An 11,980-nucleotide genomic window follows, 5' to 3' on the forward strand; every position below is an offset into this window, starting at 1 on the left:
TCATCACTTACTCCTTGTCTATGTCCTCTCTCATAAGTAGTCCAATTAAACCAACTTTTGAAGCTACCTTTAATAATAATCCACATGCTGCTAAGAATAAACTTAATAACCAATATTGAGGAGTTACAAAGAATAATAAGAATCCAATTATCCATAAACACCATGCAATACCTGAAACTCCAGCAATACCATCTACCATAAGTACTGGAAGCCCTCTTGCTTTTTTAGATAATGCATATAATACAATTCCCCCACCAGCTACTGCTCCTCCAGTAAAACCAGTTAAGAAGATACCGTAAGCAATTAATACTAATGCAATAAAGTTAGGAGCAGTATTTAAAATCTCCATGTTTAATGCAAATGGCTGTGAGAACAGGGAACTGGATTTATTTAAGTTCCTTCTCGGATTATTCTCAATAATGCGCATTTCTCTTGTAATTAAAATTTCTGAAATAGCTAATATTTCTGCTAGTTCCACTACCAAACCTGGTAAGATTAATGCTTCTGCTAAATCTGTTCCGACAGCAGATACAACAAATATCATAGCAAGACCTATAATATCTGTTAAGATAAGAATATGAATTTCTTTTCTTTTTAATGCTATTGCCATTGATCCAATGAATCCAATAATTAATCCCGCATAAATTGCAGGCAAATACATATTCAAGAATGCAGTAGGAACAAATGCTGGTACTACAACCATTAGTTATCCCTCCTCAATTGTCTTGATCTAGCTTTAGCATCACTAACATTAACTTCCTTAGCTACTTTTGTTGAGTCTTCAATAGCTTTTTTAACATCTTTCTTAATTTCAGATTCGTCATTTTTCCTATCCATTGTATAATTAATGGATAACCATGAAGCAATGATAAAAGACATCATCAAAATTGAAGATTCCAAGATAGTATCAAATCCTCTTGTGTAGTACAATATCTCATCTATAAGTCCACCAGGAGATGAATAAATTGATGTTCCAAAGTATGGGGAAATTGAAGATACCCATTGAGATATTGGAGACATATAACCAGTTATCATTCCTAATTTAGCAGAATTATCAGGATATTGAGGATTAATCTGTCCTGGCTGAGTTAAAACTTCACCACCTCTATCATAAGGTGCAATAGCCATTCCCGCATCAACTTGTTCCTGTGGAGCAGGTCTAACATATAATTGATCTGGATTTAAAGCCAATGGAACAATAAGACCTAAAATTAAAAGTACTCCCAAACAAAATGCAAATAAGCGAGGAATATTTTTAGGATTAGCAAGTTTATTCCACAAAACTCCTATTCTCATACATCTGCCCCCATTTCTTCTAAACGAATAATAGCTCTAAATAAAATTAAACTGATAATAACAGTAGTTGCAAGCAATGTTAATAATGCTAAAACGTGATTATAACACAATAACACTAGACATACACCGATTGATGCTACTTCAGTATTAAATGTTCTTATAATTGGGTCATTAACACCAGGACCCCATGCAGTAGCAATACTTCCAACAATTGCAAGGAAAATTCCAAAGTAAAAGAATAATGGAACACTAATCATCTGCATCACCACTTATAAGTTTCTTTTTTCTAATCTCATTTATTTTAACAATAGCTAAAATGAATACTAAAGTAGATAACGGACCTATTAATGCTGCAAACATCGCAACATCCAAATATTTGAATAAAACAATTACTAATACAAATCCTGCATCAAGTAATGAAAACATTATGACTTTGTCTAATGGTTTCTTCATGAATATAATACCAAATGCACCAATGAGCATTAAAGCAATTGCAATAATTGATACGAAAAACTCCATTTTATCCTACTCCAAAAGTATTTCATCATCTAACCTTTTCAAGGTATAAGCAATCGCATTAGCACTAATTGTAGAACATATAAAGAATGCTGCAGCAACAACCAAAGCAAATGGAGTATTAATCACTAAAGCTATAATAGCTGATACTCCAAATCCTATTACATTTACGTACAATAGTCTTTCTGCTCTATTTCTTGTTATTAAAGCTCTTAATGCTACAAATATGACTATTACACCAATAATTTCTACATACATACAAATCACTCTCTAGCATGCCTATTGAATTTTTCTGCAATTCTACCTAAAAGTATAGAAGCTTTGGTTTGACTTACGCCCATAATAGTTAAAATTGCAATAACCATTCCAACAATAAACATTTCAGATGTCATTCCTAAAAAGGAACATATAAAAATAATGCAAGTTGCTGTTAAGCTTCCGCAAGTTCCTGCATACCCAGGATCTGCACATAGTCTATTTCCAATAAATACTAAAAATGCAGCAATTATTCCTCCAGGAATCCCTAAAACTAAATATCCAATAGAAGCTAATAATGTACCAGCAGATGCATCCGGAGAACATAAAATATTTCCTTGGAAAAATCCACCAGCAATGTCTCCCCCTCTTTTTTCGACATCATGGCCAACTATCTTTGCTCCTTTAACACCTGGTTGCTCGGGAAGCCCGAAATATGTATCTACAATAACAAAATTCAACCAACAAAGAATTGCAGCAATTATTATTCCAATTACTTCATTCATTAATCTCATCCCCTTCATCATCATTTAGAGGCTTTGGAAATACAGAATAAAATAAATATTTCACAAATAATGCAGATAAAATACCAATTACGATAGCTAAGACCAAACCATTATACATAAAAGTATAATTCAAAACTAAAAATATTGAAAAAACTCCAACAGCAATAATCGGAGTTGGATATATCGCACTAACATCAAAAGAATACCTATATGGTTTGCTTGGTAATAATGGCACTTTTAAAGCAAAAGCCACTATTATTGATACAATAATAGTCACAATATAAGCTAAAATAATATCCATTGGACTAACTGTTATATTAGCAAATCCAAATGTATTACCATTATAAGCAAAAAATAGGACACCATCTATAAAATTAAACATATTATTAAGACTCCTCTTATTTAATAAATATACTTATAAAAATATATAAATATTATTACTTAAAAATCAAATAAGGATAATTTTTATAAGTGTATATCATAAATTAATAAGATTTTTGAGGGCATAAACTGTTTTAGAGACTATAATCTAATTTATATCATTAATCAGCTTAAAATAAATATTAATAACAAAAAATAATAATTATATGATATTTGCTTATTTTACTTTAAATACCCTCCACCATAAGAATATTTCGTATTTCCATACAAATAAAGATAAAAATTATGAACGGTTATAGTAAAAAAATAACACAGAGAAAATCTAAGATTATAAAAAGAGAGTAGGTGTTTAAGCAATTCATTAAACACCCTTGTTTAGGAAAATTATATATTGGCAGATTTTAATTTTCCAACGAATTAGAGAAATTGTGTAAAATCTAATTCGACGATATAAATATGGAGATTTATTATTAATTGACTAATAATCTGAGAGAATATTTTTAGGTACTCCTAAATTTTATCTCTATTACTAAATTAGTTGTTATAATATATAAATATATGTATTTTTTAGGTTAACCTAAAAAAATTTAAAAAGGAAAAAAATTTAGGATAATATCCTAAATTAATTTTTGAATTTCATCACGCACGGTTTTGTTAACCATACCACCATCAGATTTTCCTTTAAGTTGTTTCATACACATTCCCATTAAAGGACCCATAGCACCCATTTGACGTTCTTTTACCATGCCTTCGTTTTTAGCTACAATTTCACAAATGATTTTTCTAACATCTTCTTCACTAAGCATGGTTAAATTACTTTTTTCTGCAATTTCTTCAATATCACTTTCAGGTGCTTTAATTGTTTCAACTGCAAGCTTACGTACACTGTCTTTAGCAATCTTGCCTTCACCAAGTAATGTAAATATTCCTTTAAAGTGGTCAATACCTAAAACATTAATATCATATCCTTCTCTTTTGATTTCACGTAAATCATATGCAAGAAGTGATGCTACAGGTGTTGCATCTACATTAACCTCAGCAATAATAGCTTCAAACATATCCGCTTCTTGCCTTTTAACAAGCTGTGTTGCTAAATCTTCACTTAAGTTATATTCCTCGATGATTCTTGCTTGTTTAACATCAGGCAATTCAGGTAAGTTATTTGCAATAGGTTCAATCCTATCAGAAGTAATTTTAAATAATGGAATATCAGTTTCAAGATACATCCTGTTTGCAGTTGGAAGTGGTCTCATGTATTCAGTATTTCCATCTTCTAATACCTTACGGGTTTCTTCAACTACTCCATCTAAAGCTAAATTAGCTCTTCTTTTTACTTCTTCAAGTGCAGATATTGCAATATCTTCATCATGAGCTACAATAATAAATGCATCATCTTCACCAATGTTTAAGTAATCAATTACTTTATCTACTTCCTCTTGAGTAATTCCATAAGCTGGCAATTCATCAGAGTGGAAAATACCAGATACTCCACGTTTTTTAGCATAACTTGCAATTTCAGTACCTAATCTTCTTCCAGGTTGTACTTCACGGCCAATTAATCCATCATAACCTTTGAGCACTACAGCCTTAATGGTTTCAGCTGATTTTAGTATTTTAGATCCAGTATCTTTAAACAATTCATCTAAATCATGAATTTCATCTAACACTTCAGCATTTCTAGAAGCAAGCTCCTTTTTAATCTCAATTAAGACTAATTGTCTTTGGATTTCACGGTTTACAATTTCAACCATCAAATCTAAATCTTGTACACCTTTAATTTCTACACGTGCACCCTCAGCAATAGAAATGTTTAAATCCTGCCTGATTGTTCCAAGACCTCTTTTAACATTAGTACTTCTTAAGATTTGACCAAGCATATATGCTACTTCACGTACTTGATCAGGATGATGCATTGAAGGATCAGTAGTCACTTCTGCAAGAGGTATTCCGAGCCTATCTAATCTAAATTCAGTGAATCCATCTTTTGTTTCAATTCTTCTTGCAGCATCCTCTTCAAGGCCAAGGCTTTCGATTACAACTTTACCATATGGTGTTTCTAAATACCCATCAGTTGCAACCATACCAGTTCTTTGAAAACCCCCAGTGTTACTTCCATCAATAACTTGTTTTCTCATTGTATGAAATTCATCAACAATATGCATATTCATCAAACAAGCAATTGTAATACAAATGTCAAGTGCTTCTTCATTTAAGCTGTGAGGTGGCTCGTCATCATTTTCAACGAGACAAGTATGTGTTGCGAAGTTTTCATACTTGAAATTTAATCCCCTTAAAGATTCTTGAAGTGCTGCTCTGTCGATTTCTCCAAGTTCTGATTGTGTTGGTCTTAATTTCCTTTGGACTATTTCATCAAAATCATCATCAACAAGTTCCGTTTTACAAGGACAGAATAACTTATGCTCACTGTTTAATTGTTGGTGAATCTCAAGTCCCATTTTTAATCCTAATTTTTCGTAATCCATGCTAATCACCCTAATTTAAGAAATCTTTAATAGAAGATTTTTCACTAAATTCACCTGCAATATTTTTATGCATAATCTCTTTTACTTCATCATAACTGTCACTTTGACCTAAAGCCCAACATAATTTGACATAAGTAGTTTCAGGAGTCATATCGATTCCAGAAATTACCCCGGCATCAATAATATTACGTCCAGTTGAATATACATTCATATTTACTCTTCCATATAAACATTGTGAGGTCATAATGACAGGAATATTTTCATCTCTTGCCCTTTTAAATGAATCAATTAAGTTATTAGGAACATGTCCAAGACCAGTTCCTTCAATAACAATACCTTTATATCCTTTATCAATATGATATTCAATGTAATCAGCAGAAATTCCTGGAAAACTCTTAATAAATCCAACTTTATCCTCAATAGCAGTGTTTAATTCCAACTCATTAACACCACGTTTAGTGTATGAATAATCTGGATTAATGTTGACTTTTTTATTTTCAATTTTTGCTATTGGCTGTGCGTTAATGCTTCTGAATGTATCTCTTCTGGAAGTGTGCATTTTTCTAACTTTAGTTCCTTTGTGAAGGTAAGTGTATTTGTCGTTTAAGCTTCCATGCATACATACACATACTTCTGCGATATCTGATTTTGCAGCAACAACAGAATCAATTAGATTAATATTAGCATCACTTGAAGGTCTATCAGAACTCCTTTGTGCACCAGTTAAAACAATTGGTACTGGAGTTTTTAGCATGAAACTTAATGCTGCTGCAGTATAATGCATTGTATCAGTACCATGAGCTATTACAACACCATCACTTCCATCTGAAATATCATTTGCTATTTCAGAAGCTGCTTTCACCCAGTATTCCGGTTTCATATCTTCACTTAATATGTTATATAATGCCTTAACATTATAATTAGCATAATCCAATAATTCTGGATTAGCTTTTACAAGGTCTGAAGCAGTGAATGCAGGGTGTACTGCTCCAGTTTTGTAATCAATAACAGATGATACTGTACCACCAGTTGAAACAATTGAAATATTTTGTTTGTTTGGATCTGTTGGAATTTCACTTTTTCCAAATCCAATTTTAGGTTTTTCACCTTTTTCAATTAACTCAGCAGTAGTATTTTCAATAGACACTCCAATATTATATCCACTTGATAATTTTAAAACTAAATATCCATCATCAGCATCCTCTGGTCTGTCAAGCAATATACCTGTATAAGCGATGTCTTCCTTGTTAACTTGGATTTTATCCCCTATACTTAAACCATAGGTTTCAATAAATTTCTTGGCATTTTCTTTATAAGTCATTAAATCACACTATGAATTGTTTTTTAACCATTCTGCTCCTGCTCTTAAAACATCAATATTCACATCAATTACTTTTGGTTTGGATGCGAACATGTCACGAATAGCATTTTCATAAGATTCTACTTTTAGAGAATCAGTCAATTCAGTTAATGCTCCAAGTAATGCAGTATTTGCAGTTCTTGCATTACCATGCTCTTCTGCAATATCCATACATGGCATAGCAATCACATTAACATCTCTATCAGTTTCAAATTCTCCAATTTTAGAATCGTAAAGAATAGTTCCTCCAGTTTTTACATCTTGTGAGAATTGTTCTAATGAAGGTTTATTTAAAGCAATGAGAATATCAATTTCATCAACTACAGGAGTACCAATAGTTTCATTGGAAATTACAACTGAACAATTGGATTTTCCTCCTCTTTGTTCTGGTCCATAACTAGGATACCATGAAACATGTTTTCCTTCATCACAAGCAGCATGTGCAATAGTAAGTCCTGCACTCAATACTCCTTGACCTCCAAATCCAGATACTTTAATGCTAGTTGGAGTAATGCTTGAATCATCGACATAACCTGAATTTCCATCTCTATTTACATTAAATACTTTATCTAATTTCTCAATGGAAAAGTCACTAACTGGTCTTTCGATAGGTTCTTTTCTGTATAAATCATTTCTGAAGTTTTTAACCGGAAATTCTTTTTCCATTTGTTCTTCGATGAATTTTTGAGCGCCTTTTACATCTTGTTTTAAGTTAGTAGGACAAGGAGATAAAATTTCAACAAATGCATACCCTTTTCCTTCTTTTTGAACTGTCAATGCTTGTTTAATAGCAAATTTCGCAAGTCTAATTTTTAATGGATTTGCAAGAGATACTCTTTCAATAAATACTGGAGCTTTTAAAGTATTAATTAACTCACACATATGAGTAGGATGTCCAGCATAATTTGGATCTCTTCCAGTTTGACAAGTTACAGTTTTTTCTCCAATTAAAGTGGTTGGAGCCATTTGTCCACCAGTCATTCCGTAAACAGTGTTGTTAACAAAGAACACTACCATTTTTTCTCCTCTGTTAGCTGCTTGCAATGTTTCATTTAAACCTATGGATGCAAGGTCCCCATCTCCTTGGTAACTCATAACAATTGCATTATCTTCTGCTCTTGAAATACCTGTAGCTACTGCAGGTGCTCTTCCATGAGCAGTTTGGAAGTTTCCACAGTTAAAGTAGAAGTATGCATATACAGAACATCCAACAGGTGAAATCATAACACATCTTTCTTGAATTCCAAGTTCATCCATACATTCTGCAATTAATTTATGTATAATTCCATGCCCACAACCAGCACAATAGTGAGTTGATTGAATATTGCTTCCTTTTCTAGGATATTCTTCTAAAAGGGACTGTGGATTTCTACGTACTTTTAATTCATAATCTTTACTAATCTCTTTATCACTCATTTTTCCACATCCTTTAGTCAATAATATTTGGGCTAGCTTTTTCTTCACTTCTTTTAGATAAATCTAAGTCGTGATCTTCAAAACCAGCTATTTCATAAATTTTAGCGAGAATTTGTTTTAATTCAATTAAGTTTCCACCCATTCTGTTTACAAGGTGAGTTCCTTCTTTTTTAAGTGCTGCAAATTGCACGTCAGCAAGTAATTGGCCGTTACTCATTTCAACAGAAATAAATTCAACACCTTTATCAGATAATTGATTAATTCTTTCAGTTGGGAATGGAGATAATGTAATAGGTCTTAAAAGTCCAACTTTTATACCGTTTTCACGACTTTTATCAACAGCAGATCTTGCGATTCTACTACTAATACCATATGATACTAAAACAATATCAGCATCTTCAACTTGATACTCATCAACAATAACTTCTTCAGCATCAATTTTCGCATATTTTTCTTGAAGTTTGTAGTTGAAATCTTCTAATTCATCAAAATCATTGAAAATTGAAGTAATAAGATTGTTCATAGTTTCTTTATTTCCTCTAACTGCCCATGATTCATCAATTTTAGGTTCAATTGCTTCAGTTGGGAATTCTAATGGTTCTGCCATTTGACCCAAAGTACCATCTGCTAAAACAACAACAGGATTTCTCCATTTATCTGCAAGTTCAAATGCTTTCATGGTTAAATCACACATTTCCTGAACACTGTTTGGAGCTAAAACTATGTTTTTATAGTTTCCATGTCCTCCTCCTTTAACAATCTGATTATAATCACCTTGTTCAGGCCCAATGTTTCCAAGTCCAGGTCCTGCCCTCATAATATCAACTATAACTGCAGGTAATTCAGAACCCGCAAGGTAAGTAAATCCTTCTTGCATTAAACTGATACCTGGTCCAGATGAAGCAGTCATAACCCTATGTCCAGTTCCTGATGCACCATAAACCATGTTAATGGATGCTTCTTCACTTTCTGCCTGAACAAAGTTTCTTCCAACCATAGGGAAGTATTTTGATGCTTCATGTAAAATTTCACTTGCAGGTGTAATTGGGTATCCAAAGAAACAATCACAACCGGCATACATTGCACCAACAATAACTGCAGTGTTTCCCTTCACCATTTGATTGCTCATTTAATTTCCTCCTTTACTAGCTACTTTAGCTTTAATCATTTTTGCAATTAAATCGTTAGCAATATTTTTTATTTGATGTACTTCTAATCCTAATGGTTCAGGACATGTAAAGTAACAGTCTTTACATCCAGTACATCCATTTCCACTATAATAAGCAAATTGATATCCTGCATTATTCATATCTTCACTAAGTAATATTGCATTTTGAGGACATCCGACTATACATCTCATACAGCCTTTGCAAATTTCTTTATTAATAACTGGGTAAGATATCTCTTCTTCAATCATTATATCATCTAATTAAATTTTTTCTGATCATTTTCTCTGATTGCAACCCTTCTGGTTTTTCCACTTATAGTTTCTGGAATTTCATCCACATATTCAATCATTCTAGGGTATTTATATGGGGCTGTAACCTTTTTCACGTGATTTTGAATGTCTTTTGTAAGTTTGTCTGATGGTTCCCATCCAGGTTGTAAAACAATAGTTGCCTTAACAATTTGGCCTCTTACTTCATCAGGATAAGCAGTTATAGCACAGTGTAATACTGCCTCGTGAGATAATACTGCACTTTCTACTTCAAACGGTCCAATACGATAACCTGAAGATTTGATAATATCATCATTTCTTCCAACGAAGTGGACATATCCTTCTTCATCCACCCATGCAGTATCTCCACAGTAATAGAAACCATCGTGACATTGTTCCGCTTGTTTTACAGGATCTTTATAATACTCTTTGAATAATCCGGGTGTTGGCCCATTAGATATATCAAAACAGAGTTCTCCTTTTTCACCAATATCAACTTCATTGTTGTTTTCATCTAATAATTTTAAATTGTAAAGAGGGGAAGGTTTACCTAAGCATCCGACTTTTGCATCTAGCCATATGAATGTTGCAATTGAAAGGGTTGTTTCAGTTTGTCCGAATCCCTCTTTAATTCTTAAACCTGAAATATCGTGGAATCTTTCAGATACTTCAGGAGGAAGTGGCTCTCCTGCAGTGGTTACATATCCTAAGTTAGAAAAGTCATATCCTTCTATATTCTCCTTAATTAAGAACCTGTAAATAGTTGGAGGTGCACAGAAAGTATTTACTTTATTTTCAATGATTTTTTCAAGTAATTTTATTCCGTTAAACCTTACATAGTCATAAATAAAAACAGAAGTTCCTGAAATCCATTGTCCATAAATATTTCCCCATACTGCTTTTCCCCATCCAGTGTCTGCCGCAGTGTGGTGGATTCCATCTTCTACAACATTCTGCCAATATTTAGCAGTTGGAATGTGTCCTAAACAGTATGTATGTGCATGTGAAACCATTTTAGGATTTCCACTGGTTCCGGATGTGAAGTAAATTAAGAATGTTTCATCCGCCATTGGGTTTTCGTCCCCTGTTGGTCTTTCATAAACAGGACTTTCTTTTTCAATTGCTTCATTGAAATTAATCCATCCATCTCTATCTGTTTCAATTACAAGCTTTTGTAAATCCCAATCTAATTCTTTTTCAGCTTCTTCAAAGTCAGGAAGTAATGAATCTTCTTCAACACTGATAATTGCTTTTACTTCTGCTTGTTTTAATCTAAAGGTAATATCATGAAGTTTTAACATGTGGGTTGCAGGAATAACTATTGCACCAAGTTTGTGTAATGCAACCATACAGAACCACCATTCATATCTGTTTTTTAATGTAAGCATTACCTTATCGCCTTTTTTAATGCCTACTCTTCTTAATAAATTAACAGTTCTGTTTGAATATTCTTTCATTTCCTTGAATGTGAAAGTGTGGTTTTCATCGTCATCATTAGTCCAGATTAACGCAACTTTTTCTGGATCTATTTCAGAGTACTTGTCTACTACATCAAATCCAAAGTTAAAGTCAGGTTCATATGTAAGCTTGAAATTTTTCATGAAATCTTCATAAGAGTTAAAATCAACTCTTTCTACAAAATTTTCTATTAAAGAGGTCATTTATATCATCTCGATTAAGTTATTATATGATTACTGCTAAAAACTTAGCAGGTTTGTCATTAAGTGCCACCATGGCATGTTTATGAGCGGAGTCAAAGAATATTGAGTCTCCTTCGTTAAGTATTATTTCATTATTGTGTATGTATATCTTTAAACTACCTTCAAGGACATAGTTGAATTCTTGTCCAGGGTGTGAATTGAGTGAAGGAACAGGATTTTTTTTAGGATCCACAACAACAATAAATGTTTCAGCTTTTTTGTGGATGAATTTTGAACATAAGTTTTCATGCAGATATTCTTTCCTTCTATCTACTGAAACACCTTTGTTTGCACGAGTTACATCAAATATACTCATTCTACTTTCTTCACCGGTTAATAATAATCCTAAATCAACTTTAAAAATGTGTGCAAGTTCATACAAGAAGCTTGCTGGGATGTCTACTTCTCCATTTTCATATTGAATGTAAGTTTCTTCCTTAATGTTTAAGTCAGATGCAATTTCGCTAATAGTAATATCTGACAATTCTCTTAATTCTCTAATTCTATTTCCAATATCTTTGTTGTATTCATTCAAAATAAACACCTGTCTTTTATAATTGATTTAAGTTATAAAATATTAATTAATATCAAATAACATTAAAAAATATATAATTATTATTATATAAAGG

The 11,980-nt window shown here is 32.4% G+C and carries 14 protein-coding genes; all 14 read right to left on the reverse strand.

Annotated elements, in window-relative coordinates:
• Positions 1 to 7 precede the first annotated feature (7 nt).
• Positions 8 to 703, reverse strand: coding sequence for an EhaG family protein (locus ACR0P1_RS03145; RefSeq protein WP_432644957.1), 696 nt, complete (start codon positions 701 to 703; stop codon positions 8 to 10).
• Positions 703 to 1,296, reverse strand: a complete 594-nt coding sequence (locus ACR0P1_RS03150) for an EhaF family protein (RefSeq protein WP_432644958.1) — start codon at positions 1,294 to 1,296, stop codon at positions 703 to 705. The genes ACR0P1_RS03145 and ACR0P1_RS03150 overlap by 1 nt, the downstream gene beginning before the upstream one ends.
• A complete protein-coding gene (locus tag ACR0P1_RS03155; RefSeq protein ID WP_294005506.1) occupies positions 1,293 to 1,553 on the reverse strand; it encodes a DUF2107 family protein in 261 nt (86 codons plus the stop codon). Before ACR0P1_RS03155 ends, ACR0P1_RS03150 begins: the two co-directional genes overlap by 4 nt.
• Positions 1,546 to 1,815 (reverse strand): DUF2108 domain-containing protein, encoded by a 270-nt coding sequence (locus tag ACR0P1_RS03160; protein ID WP_432644959.1) that lies wholly within the window; start codon positions 1,813 to 1,815, stop codon positions 1,546 to 1,548. Before ACR0P1_RS03160 ends, ACR0P1_RS03155 begins: the two co-directional genes overlap by 8 nt.
• A gap of 6 nt (positions 1,816 to 1,821) precedes the next feature.
• Complete coding sequence (locus ACR0P1_RS03165; RefSeq protein ID WP_432644960.1) at positions 1,822 to 2,070, reverse strand: DUF2109 domain-containing protein; 249 nt, start codon at positions 2,068 to 2,070, stop codon at positions 1,822 to 1,824.
• Positions 2,071 to 2,075: 5 nt separating this feature from the next.
• Positions 2,076 to 2,573 (reverse strand): hypothetical protein, encoded by a 498-nt coding sequence (locus ACR0P1_RS03170; RefSeq protein ID WP_432644961.1) that lies wholly within the window; start codon positions 2,571 to 2,573, stop codon positions 2,076 to 2,078.
• Positions 2,566 to 2,955, reverse strand: a complete 390-nt coding sequence (gene ehaA, locus ACR0P1_RS03175; RefSeq protein ID WP_432644962.1) for an energy-converting NiFe hydrogenase A subunit EhaA — start codon at positions 2,953 to 2,955, stop codon at positions 2,566 to 2,568. Before ehaA ends, ACR0P1_RS03170 begins: the two co-directional genes overlap by 8 nt.
• 616 nt (positions 2,956 to 3,571) lie before the next feature.
• Complete coding sequence (gatE, locus tag ACR0P1_RS03180) at positions 3,572 to 5,437, reverse strand: Glu-tRNA(Gln) amidotransferase subunit GatE (RefSeq protein ID WP_432644963.1); 1,866 nt, start codon at positions 5,435 to 5,437, stop codon at positions 3,572 to 3,574.
• A gap of 10 nt (positions 5,438 to 5,447) precedes the next feature.
• On the reverse strand, positions 5,448 to 6,758 hold the full coding sequence (gatD, locus tag ACR0P1_RS03185; RefSeq protein ID WP_432644964.1) for a Glu-tRNA(Gln) amidotransferase subunit GatD: 1,311 nt from the start codon (positions 6,756 to 6,758) through the stop codon (positions 5,448 to 5,450).
• Between the two features lie 9 nt (positions 6,759 to 6,767).
• Positions 6,768 to 8,213: a 2-oxoacid:acceptor oxidoreductase family protein gene (locus ACR0P1_RS03190; RefSeq protein ID WP_432644965.1), complete on the reverse strand. Its 1,446-nt coding sequence runs from the start codon at positions 8,211 to 8,213 to the stop codon at positions 6,768 to 6,770.
• Positions 8,214 to 8,226: 13 nt separating this feature from the next.
• Entirely contained in the window at positions 8,227 to 9,342 is a 1,116-nt protein-coding gene (locus tag ACR0P1_RS03195; protein ID WP_432644966.1) for a 3-methyl-2-oxobutanoate dehydrogenase subunit VorB, read from the reverse strand.
• Positions 9,343 to 9,630 (reverse strand): 4Fe-4S dicluster domain-containing protein, encoded by a 288-nt coding sequence (locus tag ACR0P1_RS03200; RefSeq protein WP_432644967.1) that lies wholly within the window; start codon positions 9,628 to 9,630, stop codon positions 9,343 to 9,345.
• A gap of 8 nt (positions 9,631 to 9,638) precedes the next feature.
• Complete coding sequence (locus ACR0P1_RS03205; RefSeq protein WP_432644968.1) at positions 9,639 to 11,312, reverse strand: AMP-binding protein; 1,674 nt, start codon at positions 11,310 to 11,312, stop codon at positions 9,639 to 9,641.
• A 22-nt stretch (positions 11,313 to 11,334) separates the two neighbouring features.
• Positions 11,335 to 11,895 (reverse strand): helix-turn-helix domain-containing protein, encoded by a 561-nt coding sequence (locus ACR0P1_RS03210; RefSeq protein ID WP_432644969.1) that lies wholly within the window; start codon positions 11,893 to 11,895, stop codon positions 11,335 to 11,337.
• Positions 11,896 to 11,980 lie beyond the last annotated feature (85 nt).

It is taken from the genome of Methanobrevibacter sp., assembly GCF_050872065.1.
Taxonomy (GTDB): Archaea; Methanobacteriota; Methanobacteria; order Methanobacteriales; family Methanobacteriaceae; genus Methanocatella.

Bases quoted from the DNA above. Each gene is read 5' to 3' on its own strand.
- ACR0P1_RS03200 (WP_432644967.1), bottom strand. From the start codon at position 9,630: ATGATTGAAGAAGAGATATCTTACCCAGTTATTAATAAAGAAATTTGC.
- ACR0P1_RS03205 (WP_432644968.1), bottom strand. From the start codon at position 11,312: ATGACCTCTTTAATAGAAAATTTTGTAGAAAGAGTTGATTTTAACTCT.
- ACR0P1_RS03170 (WP_432644961.1), bottom strand. From the start codon at position 2,573: ATGAATGAAGTAATTGGAATAATAATTGCTGCAATTCTTTGTTGGTTG.
- ehaA (WP_432644962.1), bottom strand. From the start codon at position 2,955: ATGTTTAATTTTATAGATGGTGTCCTATTTTTTGCTTATAATGGTAAT.
- ACR0P1_RS03155 (WP_294005506.1), bottom strand. From the start codon at position 1,553: ATGATTAGTGTTCCATTATTCTTTTACTTTGGAATTTTCCTTGCAATT.
- ACR0P1_RS03190 (WP_432644965.1), bottom strand. From the start codon at position 8,213: ATGAGTGATAAAGAGATTAGTAAAGATTATGAATTAAAAGTACGTAGA.
- ACR0P1_RS03195 (WP_432644966.1), bottom strand. From the start codon at position 9,342: ATGAGCAATCAAATGGTGAAGGGAAACACTGCAGTTATTGTTGGTGCA.
- ACR0P1_RS03160 (WP_432644959.1), bottom strand. From the start codon at position 1,815: ATGGAGTTTTTCGTATCAATTATTGCAATTGCTTTAATGCTCATTGGT.
- ACR0P1_RS03150 (WP_432644958.1), bottom strand. From the start codon at position 1,296: ATGAGAATAGGAGTTTTGTGGAATAAACTTGCTAATCCTAAAAATATT.
- ACR0P1_RS03165 (WP_432644960.1), bottom strand. From the start codon at position 2,070: ATGTATGTAGAAATTATTGGTGTAATAGTCATATTTGTAGCATTAAGA.
- gatD (WP_432644964.1), bottom strand. From the start codon at position 6,758: ATGACTTATAAAGAAAATGCCAAGAAATTTATTGAAACCTATGGTTTA.
- gatE (WP_432644963.1), bottom strand. From the start codon at position 5,437: ATGGATTACGAAAAATTAGGATTAAAAATGGGACTTGAGATTCACCAA.
- ACR0P1_RS03145 (WP_432644957.1), bottom strand. From the start codon at position 703: ATGGTTGTAGTACCAGCATTTGTTCCTACTGCATTCTTGAATATGTAT.